We start from the raw sequence: 18,909 nt of genomic DNA, 5'->3' as shown, positions 1-18,909 counted from the left end.
AATTAATCAAGGAGTTCACGTTTAAATTCATTTAATTGTAAAGGTGTACCCGAGCGTGTACATTGGCAAATAAAACCAATAAATGCTGCTGCATCACGTGGCAACTTAGCTTCACCTGAAAAGTAACGTTGCACTTGAGCATAAACGTTATCTTTAAATAGTTTGCCATCTCCGCCATCACCCGTAAGGTTATCAAGTGAAACTCTAAATTTTCGGCCAAAAGATTGTGCAAATAACCATTCAATTGCTTGTGGCTTAATTTCTACTTGTTCAAATAAACTTTGCTGTTCTTGGGTTCGACCATCAGGTGCATACCAATAACCTAAATCTGGTAATAGACGTCTTTTTTCACCTGCAATAGACCAGTGACTAATTTCATGCAAAGCACTATTAAAGAAACCGTGAGCAAATTGGATCTTGGCTGGTTCTTTATTTGTCGCTGGGAAATATTCAGGTTCAAAATCACCACGAACTAATGTCACATTATGGTGGGAAAACCAGTGATTAAAGTGTAAAATAAGCCAATCAACTTGCTCAGACTCCGATTTTGAGCTTGACCATGGTGAGAGTTGCACTAGGTCAGGTACAAGAGTGTTCTGATGAGTTGAATGGGTGCAAACGAGTAATGAAGTGTTAACTTCAGGTTGCGGCTGCAACAGGTGCATTGCTTAATTTACCCCGAGTTCTGTCTAAAGAAGTGCAAAATTGTATCTTAATCTTTGACAGAGTACCGATGAATTTGTAGAATTGCCGCCTTAATTATGTCAGCAAATACCTTTCCGGCACAGATTGAGCCGTTTAAATGGGCTGAACAAGGCTTTACATGGTCAGGTCAACTGCCCTTGTCTCGCTTTGCTCGTATCGCTCGTGAAGCTGTTGGATCAATTGATAATCAATTGATCAACATAGACTGTAAGCTATCAATGGATGCATATCATCGCATTGTGTGGATGGACGGTCACATGGACACGAAAGTTCCAATGGAGTGCCAACGTTGTTTGGAACCTGTTGAAATGCCTCTTGTCTTAGACTTCCATATTGCATTAGTGGATGATGAGTCACTGATAGAGCGCTTGGATGAGGATGCTGATTTCATCGTTTTAGGTGAAAGTGAGTCTTCGACGAAAGGCGATTATGATACGCCTGCCTCGATTAACTTACTCGCATTACTAGAAGATGAACTGTTATTGTTGATGCCTTTATCTCCCAAGCATGATGCTTGTGAACATAAACATCAACCTACCATTCAGAATGTTGTCGAAGAAAAACGGGATAATCCGTTTGATGTTTTGGCAGGTTTGAAGGGTAAACTTAACTCATAATTTGTGTTATAATTATGAGATAAGACAACTGAATTTGTTCTGATCCATTTTTTCGATCTTTGTAAGGAGCCATCATGGCCGTTCAGCAAAACCGTAAAAGTCGCTCTCGCCGTGACATGCGCCGTTCACATGACGCTTTAACCGAGAATGCATTAACAGTAGACCAAGCAACTGGTGAAACTCATCGTCGTCACCACGTGACTAAAGACGGTTTCTACCGTGGTCGTCAATTATTCGCTAAAGCAGCTGATGCTGAATAATTGCATGATATGCATTAAGCGTGATGCTTAAGTATAGAAAAAATGGGAGCGAAAGCTCCCTTTTTTTGTTGTTTTTCGCAATTATAAATATATAAATAACATGTTAAATTTCCGCTCCAGAAATGAGTGAAAACCCAAAAAAGGATTTCTTATGTCTGCTAAACGTCTTGAACAAGTAGCTTTAGCCACAAAAACTGCATTTGTGTTTCCTGGTCAAGGTTCACAAAAAGTCGGTATGCTTGCTGAACTAGCAGAACAGTTTAGTGGGGTCGGGCAAACTTTTGCAGAAGCTTCAGATGCTCTTGGATTTGATCTTTGGCATATTGCACAAAGTGGCGAAGGTCTCGACCAAACAGAAAATACCCAACCTGTGTTATTAACTGCCAGTATCGCTTTATGGCGTGTATGGCTTGATTTAGGTGGTCTGGCACCTAAATACCTTGCAGGACATTCACTAGGTGAATACAGTGCATTGGTAGCTGCAGGCTCTATGAGCTTGGCGGATGCAGTTAAATTAGTTAACTTGCGTGGCAAGCTCATGCAAAGTGCTGTACCTCAGGGTCAGGGGGCTATGGCTGCAATCCTTGGTTTGGCTGATGAAAAAGTGGTTGAACTTTGTCAAACCGTGAGTGCATCAGGTGAAGGTTCTGTAGAAGCTGCAAACTATAATTCACAAGGTCAAGTTGTGATTGCAGGAAGTACAGCTTCTGTACAAGAAGTCATGGCTTTGGCAAAAGAGCAGTCAGCTAAAGCAATTGCTTTACCAGTGTCAGTTCCTTCTCATTGTTCGTTGATGAAACCTGCCGCTGAGAAATTTGCAGAAGCTTTGGAACAAACTGCCATTGAGCTACCTACCATTCCTGTAATACAAAATGTCAACGCGGGAATAGCTACCGATGTTGCTCAATTGCGTCAGGCATTAACTGCACAATTGTACCAATCAGTACAATGGACACGTACCATGCAGTCTCTACAAGACCAAGGTATTCAATACATTGTTGAGTGTGGTCCAGGTACAGTATTGAGTAACCTCGCAAAGCGTTTACCAAATATTGAAAAAGCTTTTTCTATTGATAGTAAGAGCAAAATGGAAGATGCCCTAAATGCTGTTTTAGTGGCAGAAGGAAAAATTGCATGACACAAGAACGCAAAGTTGCATTAGTAACGGGCGCGAGTCGGGGTATTGGCGCTGCCATTGCCCAGCAACTTATTCAAGACGGTTATTTTGTTGTAGGTACTGCGACTTCTGAATCTGGTGCACAAAAGTTAAGTGATAGCTTTGGTGAACAAGGTGCAGGTTTGGCGCTCGACGTGCGTAATCTCGATGAGATTGAAGCAGTCGTTTCTCATATTGAACAGAACTATGGTCCTGTACTTGTTCTAGTTAACAATGCAGGTATTACGAAAGACAATTTGTTGCTTCGTATGTCTGAAGATGATTGGGATGACATTCTCAACATTCACCTTAAAGCAGTTTATCGTTTATCTAAACGTGTGCTTAAGGGTATGACGAAGGCACGTTTTGGTCGAATTATTAATATCAGTTCTGTTGTAGCTCACTTTGCAAACCCAGGCCAAGCGAACTATTCTGCTGCTAAAGCAGGTATTGAAGCATTCAGCCGTAGCCTTGCAAAAGAGATGGGTAGCCGCCAAATTACTGTAAACAGTGTGGCGCCAGGTTTTATTGCAACAGAAATGACAGATGCACTTAGTGAAGACATTCGCAAAAAAATGAGTGATCAAGTGGCTTTAAATCGCTTAGGTGAGCCACAAGATATCGCAAATGCGGTGAGTTTCCTTGCAAGTGATAAAGCAGGTTACATTACCGGTACGGTATTACATGTAAATGGTGGTTTATACATGGCCTAACGCCGATGTATAAACTTTTAAAAATTTTTATATTCAATTAAACTAGTGGCAAATTAAACGCCACAAGCAATGAGGAGAATTCCTGTGAGCGATATCGAACAACGCGTTAAACAAGCGGTTGCAGAACAACTTGGTCTTAAAGCTGAAGAGATTAAAAACGAAGCATCTTTTATGGATGACTTAGGTGCTGACTCTTTAGATTTAGTTGAACTTGTTATGTCTTTCGAAAACGACTTCGACATCACTATCCCTGATGAAGATTCTAACGAAATCACTACAGTTCAATCTGCAATTGACTATGTAACTAAAAAACTTGGTTAATTCGCATATTGCTGAATAAAAAGAAGGCCACCGTAAGGTGGCTTTTTTTATTTTAGAAAAAATTTAAGAGATACATATTTTTACAAGATCAACCTCAATTGATAGCAGAGGTATAACTTTTTTGAAGTATAACAATAAAGGTCAGTTTAATGACTTTACTATAAACAATAATATGAGGACTAAAAGATGGGTCTTTTTGATTTTGTAAAAGGTATTGGCAAGAAAAATACCGCACCAGCAGAACCACAACCAGCTCCAGCAACACCAGCAGAACCTTCTGCACAAGAAGTTGCAAATAAATTATTAGGTTTAATTAAAAGTTTGGGCTTAGGGGTAGAAGGCTTATCTGTAACCTATAACGGTACTACTGATACTGCAATTATTAAAGGGCAGGTAAAAAGCCAAGCAGATAAAGAGAAAATTATTCTTATTGTTGGAAACATTGATCATGTGGCTCAAGTAGATGACCAGATGACAGTGGCAACTCCTGAACCAGAAAGTAAATTTTATACAGTGAAATCTGGTGACAACCTTTCAAAAATTGCGAAAGAAGTTTACGGTGATGCAAATCAGTACCCGAAAATCTTTGAAGCAAATAAACCAATGTTAAAAGATCCTGATGAGATTTTCCCAGGACAAGTTTTACGTATTCCTCAATAATTGAGGTTAATAAAAAAGGCGCTTTAAGCGCCTTTTTTGTGCTTTTAAAAACGCTTTGGAATCTTTTGTCCGTTTGGTACAGGGGTATCTGCATTTTTTAAAACACCGAATAACCATGTTTCAGCATGCTGTACTGCAATTTTTAAAGAATCACCTAAAGCTAAACGGCCAGCGATAAAGCTAGCTAAAGAACAACCTGAGCCGTGATATTCACCTTCAAGGCGAGGACAGCTACTACTCGCTACTAGTTCACCATCGATATATAAACTATTTTTAATATGATCTGGTGTATCTTCATGTCCACCTTTCACTAGAACAGCTTTAGCACCCATTTCAAAAAGCTTTTGAGTGGCTTGATCTAAATCAGTAATACCTGTTAGAGCACGTAATTCAACGGTATTTGGAGTAATAATTGTGGCTAGAGGAATAAGTTCAACGAACGCTTTAACGAGAGTTGCCTGATCACCTAAAGAGCCGCCACTATTTGCGACTAAAACAGGATCAAGTACATACTGATAGTCAGGATGAGCACGTAAAAATTCAGCTAGTACCGCAATATTATCTGTTGTGCCAAGCATGCCTGACTTAACACATTTAATGGGTAAGTCACCTACAACTGCATTTGCTTGTGCTAATAAGAGTTCTTTTGAGGTTGCTTCGAAGCCAAATACTTGTTGTGAGTTCTGAATGGTGAGGGCAGTACATGCAATTGCTGCATGGGCACCACTTTGTCCAATTGCTTCGATATCGGCTTGTAAACCTGCACCACCTGAAGGGTCTAAACCCGAGAAACAAAGTACGGTTGGACGCACGGTTATTTCCTTTTCAATTTAAATTTACGTTAGTATAAGAGAGTTTGATTAAACTCTCGACCAATTGAATTAAATACTTTACTGGGTTAATGATTGAATGGCTATAAAACATATTTTGATTGATTTAGATGGAACCTTAACAGACCCAAAAGTTGGAATCCATACTTCAATTCGCTATGCAATGGATAAATTAGGCTATCCATTGGCTGCCGATTTAGATATTGACTGGACAATTGGCCCACCCTTAAAGCCATCACTCGCAAAATTATTAGCTACTCAAGATGATGCTTTAGCTGAACAAGCTTTACTTGCTTATCGCGAGCGTTTTTCGGTGGTTGGCCTGTTTGAAAATGAAGTATATCCATCTGTTGCAAAAACGCTTAGCGCTTTAAAAAAAGAAGGATATCGTTTATTTGTTGCAACTGCTAAACCAACGATTTATGCAAAACGTATTTTGGATCATTTTGAATTAAGCCAATACTTTGTACATATCTATGGGAGTGAGTTAACGGGTGAGCGCACTAATAAAGCTGATCTTATCCATTATATTCTTGAGCATGAGCAATTAAACCCAGAAGAGTGTTTAATGGTCGGTGACCGTCAATATGACGTTTTGGGTGCTCGTCATAACGGTATTGAGGCGGTAGCGGTGACTTATGGTTATGGAACAGCAGAGGAACTTGCTCAAGCACAGCCTAAAGCAATGATTAAGCAATTCTCTGAACTTTTGGACTATGTTGAAGAACTGGCAGCACAAAAGAAAGTTTCTTAAATATTATTAAATTTTAATTTGAAGGTTTGGCTTTGATCTAAAGCCAAACCTTTTTTATTTAAATACCGTGTTGCTGGCGGTATTGAACAAGTTCTTCAATCGTAATCACCGTTAAGTGATGAGTTTGAGCATATGCTAAAACTTGAATGCCCGATGCCATCGTGCCATCTGGATTGGTTAATTCACATAATACGCCAGCGGGTTTAAGCCCAGCTAGTCTTGCTAGATCAATTGTTCCCTCAGTATGACCTCGACGAGTAAGAACTCCACCATTACGTGCACGTAATGGGAAAACGTGACCCGGACGATTTAAGTCACTTGCAACAGCACCATCTTTAATAGCAGTTTGAATAGTTGTTACACGGTCTTTAGCAGAAACACCAGTGGTAACGCCTTGAGCAGCTTCAATGGTTACTGTGAAAGCGGTATGAAATTGGCTCGAGTTTTGAGAAACCATTGGAGGAAGTTCTAGATGATCTGCTAGCTCTTCTGTAAGGCATAAACATACGATACCTGAACCATCACGAATCATACGTGCCATTGTTTCTACCGTTAAAGTTTCGGCTGCAACAATTAAATCTGCTTCATTTTCGCGATCAAAGTCGTCCATAACCAAGACAGGCTTGCCTTGACGAATATCTTCTAATGCTTGTTGAATGCGTTGCTCAGCAGGAGAGAGGGCTGAGAAAAAAAGTTCTGGTTGAATTAAGCTAGACATAATGAAACGCTCTCGTAAAAATACGGTTGAACATTTCAGGACTGATGTAAAAACAGGCTGGCACTGAAATAAAACGGATTTATCCCAGTTCGTCGTCTTCTTTCATCCGGACTATACCGTCGGCTTTGGAGTTTCACCAAATCTGCTCAAATTACACAATTTAAGCTCGTGGGCTTGTTAACCTATTTATAAAAATTAACTTTACCACCGGTGGGGAATTACACCCCGCCCTGAAGCGATGGGTTTTATTATAGCGCGCTTGATAAAATTGGCTAGATGCTTTTATAGAATGCTAAGTTTCTTTCTGAATAAGCATTTTCATAAATCGAAATAGGCTTTTTAACAAGAGCTTACTTGTTGATATGAAAATGGAATGCTATGTTTTTTATAGAAAATTATAAATAAAATAGGTGTTCCATGCAGAGAAGAGACTATTATCCTCTGACCAATAGTTCATTTATTCAGCATCTCCATATTTTCAGTTATGTATTTATGGCGGTAAGTATCCTTTATTTAATTGCTGCCAACTGGTTTATGCTTCCAAACAGTATTCAACTCGCTATCCCGCCCGTTATATTACTTGTGTCAGCATGGTTCAGCACAAAAGATACTTTAAGTGATGGGGTTAGGCAGACCTTACACAGCGTTTGTGGTTTGATGATAGGCTTAAGCTTGGCCGTTATTGGACAGGTTTATCAAACTGATGCAGACAGTTATTTGCTTTTTTTAATTTGGACATTGCTTTTATTACCGTGGTTATATCGACCGAATATTGGAATCTTTGCTTTAATTTGTATTACCAGCCAACTTACACTTTTTTTATTTTTTAAACAGACTTTTTGGTCCGAAAAATTTCCTTATTTATATCTATTCGCTCTGAATCTATTAAGCCTTATTGAATTTGGGGTATGCATAAAGAAATATCGTGCTTTACGATTTGTATTTATCGCTTGGTTCGCCGTTATTTCGATTATTGGAATGATTCAATATTTATCGAATGAGAATATTCCTTATCTAATTTCTGCCTTCTTTTCAGGAATAGTCGCTTTTTATTATTTCTTCAAAAAAGACGATCAGCTATGTGCCAGTTTGATGGCTGCTGTTCTAGGCGTGACCGCAACCATATGGCTTGTAGATGGGATTAATACCTTATTTAAAGATTCTAATGAGTTCATTTTTTTATTGATTGCAGGCATTATTTTTATTTGGTTTGCGCTGATTAGCTCTCTTTTAATAAAAATTTTTCGTCAAAGCCGCTTTTATGTCATTCCATTGGCAATTGGTGCTTGGCTTGCTGGCTTGGCACTTGCAGCTTTTACGCTGGTGTTTTGGGAGACTATTTCTTTAATTATTGGAGTTGTTTTTGTTGGATTGGCGTTTATTGTTTTAAAGAAATCACAAAGCTATTTCTTTCGGCAATTTGCCTATTGTTTGTTTATCAGTGGGCAGACCGCTTTCTTGTTTCATCTTGGTTCAGAAACAGATCAAATTCTATGGGTTTTAATTGCACAGATTATTATTCTATGTATTAGTTATTTTCTTAAACCACATTGGTTCTTCATTTTAATTCAAATGCTTGCTACGTATGGCATAGCTTTTATCTATTTGCTACAACTGGACCATTCATTGTGGTCAATACATTCTACTCAGACTTATTTAAATTTAACTTTGCTCAGTTACTTGGTTTTTAGTTTGGTGCTCTTACCTAAGAGAGAATCAATAGCCCTATACGAGCGTAGTATTTTTTTATGCGTGCTGGTCGTAATTCTTGTAGCTTTTTTTTTCAATACTTTTATGGGGTTGGTACCAGAAAATTCGATAGATCAGCAGTTATGGGTTTTATATTTGCTACCTGTTGTCTGGTTACTTTGCTTTAGTGTTCTTCATTTATATCGACAACTTAAGGCACTCACTTTTTTCGCCTTTTTAATATTTGGTGTGTTACTTATTGTGTTGGGATATTTTGAAATTTTCATCCTGCTTATTATTTTAACGTGGGTATTAAAAAAGAAAGATTATATTGTGTATGGAGTGAGCTTAACTGTATTCGTTTTTGTGTTCTGGCAGCTCTATTACAACCTACAAATAACTTTTCTAGCTAAGAGTGCATCTATTTTTATTTCGGGCATTGTTTTGTTGGCTCTGTCTTGGTTACTTCAACGTGAAAATAAAAATGATCTTGTTAAAGGAGAGAAAGAATGAAAAAGTATTTTTCTCTTATTCTTGCCTTTATTACGCTATTATTTTTTGCAGGTTTAGTGGCGAAAAACGAATGGCATCTGCACCATAGTAAAAGTATTTTCATTGAGCTTAAGCCAGTTGATCCTCGTTCAATTTTACAAGGTGACTATATGGCACTGGCTTATGAATTACATTTACAATCTATTAAAGCTCTTGCAGGAACTGAAAGTGAGGCTCTAGAACAGGTGATTTTTAATCACTCTTCCGTTCCCGCAAAAGTTATTTTGGATTCACAAAATCGCGTAGTTCGTACAGTTTTAGATATCAATAATTCATTTGCTGGGCAGAGGTTAATTTTAAAAAATCCTGAAAATCGTTTGCAGGCTTTATATCCTGCCTCTCGCAGTTTCTTGTTTGCAGAAGGCTTGGCTCAATGTTATGAAAAAGCCAAATATGCTGAATTTAAGGTAAATTCTAAAGGAGAGGCGATACTGTTCGAATTACGAGGAGAACAGCTTCAACCATTAAATTGTGAAAAACAAAAGAACTGGTGGGAAGGAACTATTAAGGATTTATAAAATGATAAAAGCCCGTCAATGCGGGCTTTTTATTCTTAAAATAAATTAGGCAACTTGAACAGGAATGCAATTCGCTGTGTGGTTGACTGTATTATTTGGATTAGCATATACCAAACGTGGTTTATGAATATTTGCTTCAGCTTCAGTAAAATCACCAAATGTAGCAATAATTACTAAATCGCCAACGTCTGCTTGATGTGCAGCACCGCCGTTTACTGAAATAATTCCAGAGTTATCTTCACCACGAATCGCATAAGTTGTGAAGCGTTTGCCATTGGTTACATTCCAAACATGAATTTCTTCATATTCACGAATACCAGCTAAGTCCATCAATACGCCATCAATTGCACAAGAACCTTCATAGTGAAGTTCAGCATGGGTTACAACTGCACGGTGAATTTTGCATTTTAATAAACGAGATAGCATGGCTAGCGTCTCCTGAGTAGACCTAAGATGTAGATCTTATGGTGAAATCTTTAGCTTTTGCGGTTGGCAAAGTGGCTGATGCGCATTTTGCTCCTAAAAAAGCAAGATAGCAAGCATGATTGTTCAACAATTTAAGTGGGTTTATATGCATTAATTTGATTCATGGCCTGTGGAACTTGTCCTTGAACAAGTAGCTTCACTTTAGAAAGGGCATGATCAATTGCTGCATCCATCAGACTTTGTTCACTACTTGGTGCTTTTCCAAGTACGTGACCTGAAACTTTCTCTTTCGAGCCAGGATGTCCGATACCAATACGTAAACGGTGAAAATTTGGACCAATATGAGGGACAATGTCACGTAAACCGTTATGACCACCGTGTCCACCGCCTGTTTTAAGACGAATTACACCTGGGTTCATATCAAGTTCATCATGAGCAATCAAAATTGCTTCAGGAGCAATTTGATAAAATTTTGCAAATGGAACTACACTTTGTCCAGAACGGTTCATAAATGTAGTGGGTAGAAGTAGACGGACATCGTGTCCTTCTATATTACCACGTCCACTGATTCCGTGAAATTTCGGATCATTTTTTAATGTAATGCCATATTTGTCAGCAAGCTGTTCAATGAACCAAAAACCTGCATTATGGCGGGTTTGGGCATATTCTGAACCAGGATTGCCCAAACCAACAATTAGCGAAATATTTGACACTAATCTACGCCTTTAAACACTTATGCGCGTTTGAAGTCAGCGTGCATAGGAGTGTTTTTAGATGGGTGACGTTGTAACGCTTGGATTTTAACGTTTTCAACTTTGTCGCCCACTTTGATTTCTACAACTTCTTCAAAGAAAGCATTGCTTTCTAAAGCTTTTACAAGCTCACGAAGTTCTAAAGTAACAGTTACAGGCTCAGCGTTGCCACCATAAATGATAGCTGGAATTAAAGCTTCGCGACGAAGGCGGCGGCTCGCACCTTTCCCTTGTTTGTCTTCAGCACGCGCTTGAGCGTTTAATACGAAGTTTGCCATGAGTAAATCCTCATTAAAGTTTAAAAGACTAAACTTGCGACCAGTTTAGTGATAGAAAACCCCAGCCAAGGCTAGGGTTTATAAAAAGCTGCAATATTATAAACTATCGAACATTGCACTGATAGACTCTTCGTTATTAATACGACGAATCGTTTCAGCAACCATGCTAGCAACAGAAACCTGACGGATCTTGCCTAAGGTCAATGCTTCTTCAGAAAGAGGAATGGTATCAGTTACAACCAGTTCATCAATAACTGAATTACGTAAGTTTTCAATAGCCTTACCTGATAGTACAGGGTGAGTTGCGTATGCAACTACACGACGTGCACCAAATTGCTTAAGCGCATCAGCTGCTTTACACAATGTACCAGCAGTATCAACCATATCGTCTACGATAACGCAATCACGATCTTTTACGTCACCAATTAAGTGCATAACTTGCGACTCGTTGGCTTTTTGACGACGTTTATCAATAATTGCTAAATCGATGTCACCCATCTGTTTGGCAACAGCACGAGCACGTACTACACCACCAACGTCAGGAGAAACCACCATAAGGTTGTCATGTTGTTGTTGACGTAAGTCAGCAAGCAAAGCAGGAGTACCGTAGATGTTGTCGACTGGAATATCGAAGAAACCTTGAATTTGGTCAGCATGTAAGTCGATCATCACGACACGGTCAATACCAACAGTGGTAAGCATGTCTGCGACAACTTTAGCTGTAATCGGCACACGTGCAGAACGTGGACGACGGTCTTGGCGAGCATAACCAAAATAAGGGATAACAGCGGTAATACGACCAGCACTTGCACGACGCAAAGCATCTGCCATAACCAAGATTTCCATAAGGTTATCATTGGTAGGAGCACAAGTAGGCTGAACGATAAATACGTCTTTACCACGAACATTTTCAGTAATTTCTACTGAAATTTCTCCATCAGAAAAGTGACCGACTGATGCAGCACCTAGAGGGATATGTAAGTGACTTACGACTTTTTGAGCGAACTGTGGATGAGCATTTCCACTAAAAACGACAAGATTGGGCATGAAGCACCCTTGGCGGTTGGTATGTAATGAAATAGATGGCAGGGGCGGCTGGATTCGAACCAACGGATGCCGAGATCAAAACCCGGTGCCTTACCACTTGGCGACGCCCCTAATGCGGCAGAACTTTAATATTTTTGCAATGCAATGTCAAGATTAATCAACAAAAAGCATAGCAATTAAGTCTGTCTTTAAAATAAGAGAATGGCAGGGGCGGCTGGATTCGAACCAACGGATGCCGAGATCAAAACCCGGTGCCTTACCACTTGGCGACGCCCCTAAATTCGATGATATATATGATGGCAGGGGCGGCTGGATTCGAACCAACGGATGCCGAGATCAAAACCCGGTGCCTTACCACTTGGCGACGCCCCTAATATAATCATCATTACAGGTGAGGTTGGCAGGGGCGGCTGGATTCGAACCAACGGATGCCGAGATCAAAACCCGGTGCCTTACCACTTGGCGACGCCCCTAACGTGTAACCTTAAAATGATTAAGAGGAGATTCTTTTAAACTATTTACCAAGTAAGATTTACATGGTGAATGCTTAAGAATTTCATCAATATTCATTTCATTCGTTACTTCAATAAAAACACAAGCACCTGTACCTGTAAGCTTTGCTTGACCAAATTGATCTAAATATTGCATTGCTTCTTCTACTTCAGGGTATAACTGCCGAGCCAGTGGCTCAAAGTTATTTCCAAAATTAGAAGGTTCTAACTGATAGGCGCAAAATTTAGTGGTCTTAGAGTCTCTTGTCAATGTTTTTTGTGAAAAAAGCAATTGAGTGCTGATAAAACAATCAGGTTTTAAAATAATGAACTGTTTTTGATCTAAGTCTATGAATGATAAATGTTCACCGATGCCTTCAGCCCATGCATTTTTACCATAAATAAAAATTGGAACATCAGCACCGAGCTTTACACCGTAGTCCGCAAGTTGTTCTTGCTTTAGGCCACATTCCCATAATTGATTTAACACAATAAGCGTTGTGGCGGCATTAGATGAACCGCCACCTAGACCTGCACCCATTGGAATATTTTTTTCAATTTTGATGTGCAAGCCACAAAATTTTTTCGCATGTGGTTTTAGTATTTGAGCTGCCCGATAAATCAAGTTTTCTTCAGCACGAACTTCACTTAACCCATCGATTTTGATTTCTTCGCCCAAAGTCGGTGTAAATGTCATCCAATCATATAAATCAATCAGTTGGAAAATAGTTTGTAGCTCATGGTAACCATTCTCACGTCGGCCTGTAATATGTAAAAACAGGTTGAGCTTAGCAGGGGAAGGAACTCGAATCATAGATTTATATAATTAGACTTAGCGGTTTTGGATGACCATTGTAATACGGTTTTCTTTATCTTCAGCAAGAGCTTGCTTTAAAACCAGTTTGTTTGGCAAAGTTTGTTCACCGTCGTAACTGAAATTAACTGTCCAGCCATCTTCAATCAGTTGACTCACTCGATTTGCAGCGTCTTTCGTAATTTGAGCATTTAGCGTTGCTGGTTTTGCTAAAATCCAGCTCGTTAAGTGTGTAATTGGTGCTTGCCAACCCGTTGCTCGCTCTAAAAGTTCTTCTGGAGAGGCTGCGCTAATAAGTCCTGTTTTAGAACTATTTAAAGTTACTTCGCCCGGTTTACCCTGAATTTGGGTTTTTCCAACGCCTAAAATACCGCTTAATTCGATATCAAAATTATCTTGCTGTTGAAGCCAGGTAAAAAACGCACTACCGGTTTGCTGTGGTGTACGAACCCCAATCTTACCTTGTAAATTAAAGTGTTTTTCGTCTTGAACTTGTTGGGTAACCGCTGGTTTTGGTTGAGTAAAATGCTGACAACCGGTTAGAAATAATACACTTGATCCACAGATCGCTGTGCACAGTTGGGCAAATTTGCTCATATATTTAACTCTTTTTTGCAGATGTAGGTAAAATTAACGCATCAAGCTGTTGTAATTGTGGATCATTGGCATGTTTTTGTTTCAGTTGTTGTAACACTGCGCTAAATTGCGTGAGTGACCCTTGCATATACAAAGCTTTAGCATAACGAACGCCAATATTTATATTATGGCTAAGTTCATACGCTTTGCCTAAGGCTTCCGCCGCAGCTTCATAATCATTCTGTAAAAATGCAATATAACCTAGCGTATCAAGAATTGAGGCCTGTTCAGGCGCATATTCTAATGCTTGCTCTGCATACTGACGTGCTTCTTTTAAACGACGGTTTTGCAGTGCCAGTGTATAAGCATATGCATTTAGATACGTTGGGCTGTTGGGCTCAAGTTGTAATAATTGTTTTAAGGTTTTGTCCAGCTTGTCACGGTCCGTATATGGATCAAGTAATAAAACTTCCGCATAAATCAGTTCTGGGTCGTCGGGTAGGTTTTTAATTGCTTCATCTAATAGATTTAGTGCAGCTTTTTTATTGCCCATTTTCTTTAAGATTTCAGCTTGGGCTTGATATAAGAAACTTGCATGTTGAGGATAATTTACTCGTTCTTGAGTAAGGAACCGTAAAGCATCGTGTAAGTTTTCTTGTTTATCATATATTGCGATCAAGTTTCGTCTAGATACCACATATAAACTGCCATCAACTAAACGATAGTAAGCTTTTGCAGTTTCATAATGCTGTTTACGCTCTGCATTAATGGCTAAGTAGTAATACGCTTCATTTTGGTATTTTGCCGAGTTTCGTAGGTCAACAAGATATTGTTCCGCTTTGTCATATTGCTTTAAATCAATACTTGTTAAGCCTGCAATAAATAAGGCTTCTTCAGCTTTAGGGTTAGTTTCTATAATCTTTTCAAGTTTTTCTAACGCAAGCTGAGATTGGTTAATTTGTATGAGATAGCGGATTTCAGCTAATCGAATATCTAAATTTTTCTTATTTTTACGACTCGACTTTGCATACCATTTAAGCGCACCTTCTTGATCGCTGAGAGCAATAAGTAAGTTTGCTTTCATTAAAATAAAGCTCGTTACTTTAGGACGTCGACGTAATGCTTTGTTAATGTTAGTTAGCGCAGTTTGTAATTGACCATTTTGAGCTTCTAAATTGGCGATGAGTGCCAAAATAGAAGGATTGTCTTTTTCTGCGCTAGAACGTAAAGCTGTTAATAATACTTCTCGATCTTGCGCATTTTCTGGAGCAATGCTAGCTAAAATTTGTTCTAAATCGGCAGTGGGATCTATCTTTAAAATTTTATCTAATGTCTCAGCAGCAAGCTGATATTCGTGCGTTTTTAAAGCAATGTGTGACAAATAAAATAAAGCTGGTACATCTTTAGGTTCTTGAGCTACCCAGTGTGTAGCAATATTTAACGCAGCTTGTAAATCATTATATTCAAGTGCAACGTCTAAAGCTCTCTGCTTAATTGATGTAGAGTTGCTTTTAATTGCGAGCACTGTGTAATTATGCAAAGCATTTGGAATATCGTCATAAGCTAGAGCAAATTCAGCGACCATTGTTTGCTCTAGGGCCTGATCAAATGAATGCACGGCATAGGTCTCTTGCACAGGACGTGCATAGACATACGAGGACATGCTACCTAACAACAAGAATGTGGTAGAATACTGTCTTATCGAAGCACCGTTAAAATTAATACGGCTATTCATTTGACGCAATTTTTATTGATCCAAAGTAATGCTTTTTATGACACCGATGTTGCACAATAGCATAAATTTAGCGAAATGATGATCTGATATGTCTTTCTTTGCATTGGGTGTCAACCATCAAACAGCTTCTGTAGAACTCCGCGAACAAATTGCTTTCAATGCAGAGCGATTAAGTCGTTTGCTTGCCGAACAACGCCATCACCAAAACTTAAAGGATTTGGTGGTCGTCTCGACCTGTAACCGTACAGAAGTTTATGCCATGGCAGAAAACGCCGAAAGCCTTCTAAAATGGTTAGCCGATGCCAATAATATTGATGTAAAGCAGTTAATTCATCATGTTTATCGTTACGAGAATACGCAGGCGATTACACATTTAATGCGAGTGGCGAGTGGTCTAGACTCTCTCATGCTTGGTGAGCCACAAATTTTAGGGCAGGTCAAAAGCGCTTTGGCATTGTCTAAAGAAGCGCAAACGGTCTCTCCTGAATTAAATAGTGTTTTTGAATACGCTTTCTATGCAGCTAAACGGGTACGTTCCGAAACTGCGGTAGGTAGTCATGCTGTTTCAATGGGTTATGCAGTTGCACAACTGGCCTTACAGGTTTTTAGTAAGCCTGAAAAGCTTACTGTTATGGTGGTTGCTGCGGGTGAAATGAATAGCTTGGTGGCTAAACATTTGGCTGAAATGGGTGTCGCGAAGATTATTATTTGTAATCGTAGCCGTGAGCGCGCTGATCAGTTGGCTCAGGAAATTGCACATCAGGTTGAAGTTGAAATTATTGAATTTTCAGGATTAGCAGAGAATTTATATCGTGCTGATGTTGTGTCGAGTTGTACTGGAAGTTTATATCAAGTTATTGCTTATTCTGATGTTAAGGCCGCATTAAAAAAACGCCGCTACCAACAAATGTTAATGGTTGATTTGGCTGTACCACGTGATATAGATCCTAAAGTTGAAGCACTTGATGGGGTCTATTTGTATGGTGTTGATGATTTACAAAGTGTGATTGATGAAAACCTTGCTCAACGTCGTCAGGCGGCTGTTGAAGCAGAGGTCATGGTTAATCAATTAGCTACTCAGCTTATTACGCATCAAAAAGTTAAAGAGGCGGGTAGTACAATTCATGCTTACCGCCAGCACAGTGAAGAGATTAGTCAACAAGAGCTTACACATGCGTTAGAAGCTTTGCATCATGGTGAGAGTGCCGAACAGGTATTACAGCATTTTGCACACCGTTTGACGCAAAAACTTATGCATCCTACATCGATATTATTACGTGAAGCTGCTAAAGCAGAAAATCCTGATTATTTTGAATGGTTACAACAGCATTTACAGGATGTGTTTGAGCATGAACGTAAGCCAAAACATTAAGACAACAACTTTAAGCTAATTTGTTTTGTTAATTCATTCAATTGTTGTCTTAGATTTCTTGATTCAATTAAAGAAATCGGTGATTTCAGTTTTTGACGTAAATATCTTTCTTGCAGACTTAATGAATATTCTTTAGCTAACTTGTCAGCTACTTCAGGAGCCTGTGTTAATGCCTGAATATTTGTTCTTTGCATAATATCGGCGATTTCATGGCAGTAACTACTACACGCACCAAGCACATAATAAGTTGCCAGCTCTTGATCATCCGGTAAATCATCAAAAATACGATTTAAGATTGCCAGTACTTTGGCTAATAATTCATCTTGGTGAATATAAGCCCGTAATCCTTCAAAATGAATATAAAGAAAAGGATGATGCATTAAAATTGCAATCGCAAAGTCTTCATCTTTTGTATGGATGTTAAATGAGAGCGAGGCATCGTGGCTGATTTGTGGGGTAAAACGTTTACCTAGTCCGAGTTTTTCACGGAAAGATTGAGTAAGCAAGTAGCGGAAAGAACCTTGTTTAGGTAAGAGTTCAGTTAGTTCTCTGAGTTCTCCCATGACTAAACTTTTCCCTTCAGGCGTACTGATATCGTGCTGACCAGTTAAGTGAGCAAACACGAAATCGGACAGAAGAGGGGCTTGTTGTAATAGTTTTTGGAAATTTTCGAGTCCTTCTCGACGGATGAGAGAGTCGGGGTCATGATCATTCGGTAGAACAAAAAATTTGAGTTCACGACCATCATTAAGAAGTGGTAAAGCAATTTCTAAAGTTCTGCGTGCTGCTTTTTGACCAGCAGCATCACCATCAAAAGCAATGGTAATTCGGCTATTTTGTTTAAATAAAATATTAAGGTGTTCAGTATTACTTGCAGTCCCTAAGGTTGCTACAGCTCCTGTAATGCCATATTGCTGAAGCGCAATGACATCCATATAGCCTTCAACCATTAACCAATCGCTAGATTTAAGCTTTCTACCTTCATAAAGTCCGTAAAGTAGCTGATTTTTATGAAAGACTTCTGAGTCCGGCGAGTTAATATATTTGGGTTTTATTTCATCATTTAAAGCACGCCCACCAAAACCAACCACTCGGCCTTTAGGGTCGCGAATTGGGAAAATGACGCGGTCACGTAACAAATCAAAATCACGCCCATTATCACTTGAGCGGATAAGTCCGAGTTGTTTTAAACCGTCAATGTCATAAGGAAAAGCTTTTTCTAGATGTTGCCAGTCTTCTGGAGCATAGCCTAAGCGCCAAAATTGAATCGTCTGATTGGTTAGTCCACGCTGTTTAAAGTAATTTTTGGCTTTTTGACTATGAGGTAATTGTTGTTCATAAAACTGAGCAACATTTTCCAGTAAGTCATATAAATTACCTTCTTGAACTGGTTCATCAAAGCTAAACGGCTGTTCGAACTGAGCAAAAGGATCATCAAAAAATACGGGTTCAAGCGTGTTGTAGCTCTCATCACTTGGTTGTTGTGAAGTTACAGGCTCTGCCGCATTTGTTTTAGTAACAGGTGGCTTTGTAACCTGACGGGTATAAGATAGTTTTTTATTCTCAGTATTATCTTTGGGTAATTCAATTCCGGTACTGCTCGATAATTCTTTCATTACCTCAATAAAGTTTCGGTTATCAATATCCATAAGAAAACGGATTGCATTTCCGTTAGCCTGACAACCAAAGCAGTGATAATACTGCTTATCACGGTAGACATGGAATGAGGGCGTTTTTTCTTGATGAAAAGGGCAACAGCCGGAATATGTACGTCCGGTTTTTTTCAATTTCACACGCTGACCAATCAGATCGACAATATCTGTGCGATCTAGAATTTGATCAATCGTATGTTGTGGAATTGCCATAATTCAGATAACCGTATTAAAACTTGATGAGACAGTGAGTCAGAATATTCTGACATGATG

The 18,909-nt window shown here is 39.1% G+C and carries 21 protein-coding genes, 4 tRNA genes and 1 riboswitch; of the genes, 10 read left to right on the top strand and 15 right to left on the bottom strand.

Translation table 11 applies throughout. The features are described from left to right. Positions 1–2: 2 nt before the first annotated feature. Positions 3–665, bottom strand: coding sequence for an elongation factor P hydroxylase (locus H7R46_RS14535; protein WP_005070976.1), 663 nt, complete (start codon positions 663–665; stop codon positions 3–5). A 96-nt stretch (positions 666–761) separates the two neighbouring features. On the opposite strand from H7R46_RS14535, the gene H7R46_RS14530 reads away from it, so the two are divergent. The 6 genes from H7R46_RS14530 (at position 762) to lysM (ending at position 4,432) form a co-directional block, all read left to right on the top strand. Beyond that, entirely contained in the window at positions 762–1,322 is a 561-nt protein-coding gene (locus H7R46_RS14530; RefSeq protein ID WP_002120393.1) for a YceD family protein, read from the top strand. A 74-nt stretch (positions 1,323–1,396) separates the two neighbouring features. Continuing rightward, a complete protein-coding gene (gene rpmF, locus H7R46_RS14525; protein ID WP_000290730.1) occupies positions 1,397–1,582 on the top strand; it encodes a 50S ribosomal protein L32 in 186 nt (61 codons plus the stop codon). Positions 1,583–1,733: 151 nt separating this feature from the next. Continuing rightward, positions 1,734–2,720: an ACP S-malonyltransferase gene (gene fabD / locus H7R46_RS14520; RefSeq protein ID WP_002120357.1), complete on the top strand. Its 987-nt coding sequence runs from the start codon at positions 1,734–1,736 to the stop codon at positions 2,718–2,720. Further along, a complete protein-coding gene (fabG, locus tag H7R46_RS14515; protein ID WP_002120395.1) occupies positions 2,717–3,451 on the top strand; it encodes a 3-oxoacyl-ACP reductase FabG in 735 nt (244 codons plus the stop codon). The genes fabD and fabG overlap by 4 nt, the downstream gene beginning before the upstream one ends. Positions 3,452–3,535: 84 nt before the next feature. Further along, positions 3,536–3,772 (top strand): acyl carrier protein, encoded by a 237-nt coding sequence (gene acpP / locus H7R46_RS14510; protein WP_001279871.1) that lies wholly within the window; start codon positions 3,536–3,538, stop codon positions 3,770–3,772. Positions 3,773–3,958: 186 nt separating this feature from the next. Then, a complete protein-coding gene (gene lysM, locus H7R46_RS14505; protein ID WP_002120434.1) occupies positions 3,959–4,432 on the top strand; it encodes a peptidoglycan-binding protein LysM in 474 nt (157 codons plus the stop codon). Between the two features lie 44 nt (positions 4,433–4,476). Here the strand turns inward: lysM and H7R46_RS14500 are convergent, their stop codons facing one another. Next, a complete protein-coding gene (locus tag H7R46_RS14500; protein WP_005070972.1) occupies positions 4,477–5,244 on the bottom strand; it encodes a hydroxymethylpyrimidine/phosphomethylpyrimidine kinase in 768 nt (255 codons plus the stop codon). 97 nt (positions 5,245–5,341) lie between these two features. Between H7R46_RS14500 and H7R46_RS14495 the strand changes: the two genes are divergently transcribed. Further along, complete coding sequence (locus tag H7R46_RS14495; RefSeq protein WP_005070970.1) at positions 5,342–6,016, top strand: HAD-IA family hydrolase; 675 nt, start codon at positions 5,342–5,344, stop codon at positions 6,014–6,016. A gap of 58 nt (positions 6,017–6,074) precedes the next feature. Here the strand turns inward: H7R46_RS14495 and ribB are convergent, their stop codons facing one another. Continuing rightward, entirely contained in the window at positions 6,075–6,734 is a 660-nt protein-coding gene (gene ribB / locus H7R46_RS14490) for a 3,4-dihydroxy-2-butanone-4-phosphate synthase (protein WP_005070969.1), read from the bottom strand. Between the two features lie 90 nt (positions 6,735–6,824). Then, positions 6,825–6,975, bottom strand: a riboswitch (FMN riboswitch). 176 nt (positions 6,976–7,151) lie between these two features. Between ribB and H7R46_RS14485 the strand changes: the two genes are divergently transcribed. After that, positions 7,152–8,936, top strand: a complete 1,785-nt coding sequence (locus H7R46_RS14485; RefSeq protein ID WP_005070968.1) for a DUF2157 domain-containing protein — start codon at positions 7,152–7,154, stop codon at positions 8,934–8,936. After that, positions 8,933–9,493 carry a GDYXXLXY domain-containing protein gene (locus H7R46_RS14480; protein ID WP_005070966.1) on the top strand — a complete coding sequence of 187 codons (561 nt, stop codon included), beginning with the start codon at positions 8,933–8,935 and terminating at the stop codon, positions 9,491–9,493. The genes H7R46_RS14485 and H7R46_RS14480 overlap by 4 nt, the downstream gene beginning before the upstream one ends. A 45-nt stretch (positions 9,494–9,538) precedes the next feature. Here the strand turns inward: H7R46_RS14480 and panD are convergent, their stop codons facing one another. The 11 genes from panD to H7R46_RS14425 all read right to left on the bottom strand — a co-directional run bounded on the left by panD (position 9,539) and on the right by H7R46_RS14425 (position 15,612). Then, a complete protein-coding gene (panD, locus tag H7R46_RS14475) occupies positions 9,539–9,919 on the bottom strand; it encodes an aspartate 1-decarboxylase (protein WP_002120296.1) in 381 nt (126 codons plus the stop codon). Positions 9,920–10,050: 131 nt separating this feature from the next. After that, positions 10,051–10,632, bottom strand: a complete 582-nt coding sequence (gene pth / locus H7R46_RS14470; protein ID WP_002120328.1) for an aminoacyl-tRNA hydrolase — start codon at positions 10,630–10,632, stop codon at positions 10,051–10,053. 20 nt (positions 10,633–10,652) lie between these two features. After that, positions 10,653–10,949, bottom strand: coding sequence for a 50S ribosomal protein L25 (gene rplY / locus H7R46_RS14465; protein ID WP_002120443.1), 297 nt, complete (start codon positions 10,947–10,949; stop codon positions 10,653–10,655). A gap of 96 nt (positions 10,950–11,045) precedes the next feature. Next, on the bottom strand, positions 11,046–11,996 hold the full coding sequence (locus H7R46_RS14460) for a ribose-phosphate pyrophosphokinase (RefSeq protein ID WP_002120445.1): 951 nt from the start codon (positions 11,994–11,996) through the stop codon (positions 11,046–11,048). A 36-nt stretch (positions 11,997–12,032) separates the two neighbouring features. Continuing rightward, positions 12,033–12,107, bottom strand: a tRNA-Gln gene (locus tag H7R46_RS14455). Positions 12,108–12,198: 91 nt separating this feature from the next. Further along, a tRNA-Gln gene (locus H7R46_RS14450) sits at positions 12,199–12,273 on the bottom strand. A gap of 20 nt (positions 12,274–12,293) precedes the next feature. Continuing rightward, positions 12,294–12,368, bottom strand: a tRNA-Gln gene (locus H7R46_RS14445). Positions 12,369–12,394: 26 nt separating this feature from the next. Further along, positions 12,395–12,469: transfer RNA gene (locus H7R46_RS14440), tRNA-Gln, on the bottom strand. Then, positions 12,468–13,301 (bottom strand): 4-(cytidine 5'-diphospho)-2-C-methyl-D-erythritol kinase, encoded by an 834-nt coding sequence (gene ispE / locus H7R46_RS14435; RefSeq protein ID WP_005070958.1) that lies wholly within the window; start codon positions 13,299–13,301, stop codon positions 12,468–12,470. The genes H7R46_RS14440 and ispE overlap by 2 nt, the downstream gene beginning before the upstream one ends. Before the next feature lie 18 nt (positions 13,302–13,319). Continuing rightward, entirely contained in the window at positions 13,320–13,898 is a 579-nt protein-coding gene (gene lolB / locus H7R46_RS14430) for a lipoprotein insertase outer membrane protein LolB (protein WP_005070955.1), read from the bottom strand. A 4-nt stretch (positions 13,899–13,902) separates the two neighbouring features. After that, positions 13,903–15,612, bottom strand: coding sequence for a tetratricopeptide repeat protein (locus H7R46_RS14425; RefSeq protein ID WP_005070953.1), 1,710 nt, complete (start codon positions 15,610–15,612; stop codon positions 13,903–13,905). 88 nt (positions 15,613–15,700) lie between these two features. Here H7R46_RS14425 and hemA point away from each other — a divergent pair, with 88 nt between their 5' ends. Continuing rightward, positions 15,701–16,984: a glutamyl-tRNA reductase gene (gene hemA, locus H7R46_RS14420; protein WP_005070952.1), complete on the top strand. Its 1,284-nt coding sequence runs from the start codon at positions 15,701–15,703 to the stop codon at positions 16,982–16,984. Here hemA and H7R46_RS14415 read toward each other — a convergent pair. Next, positions 16,981–18,849 (bottom strand): DNA primase, encoded by a 1,869-nt coding sequence (locus H7R46_RS14415; protein WP_005070950.1) that lies wholly within the window; start codon positions 18,847–18,849, stop codon positions 16,981–16,983. The two genes, hemA and H7R46_RS14415, sit on opposite strands and share 4 nt — an antisense overlap. Positions 18,850–18,909: the final 60 nt, after the last annotated feature.

The organism is Acinetobacter sp. BEC1-S18-ESBL-01, assembly GCF_014169935.1.
In the GTDB taxonomy this organism is placed as follows: Bacteria; Pseudomonadota; Gammaproteobacteria; order Pseudomonadales; family Moraxellaceae; genus Acinetobacter; species Acinetobacter pittii.
The sequence above is the reverse complement of the archived record's forward strand: the minus strand, read 5'-3'. Positions and strand labels throughout refer to the sequence as shown.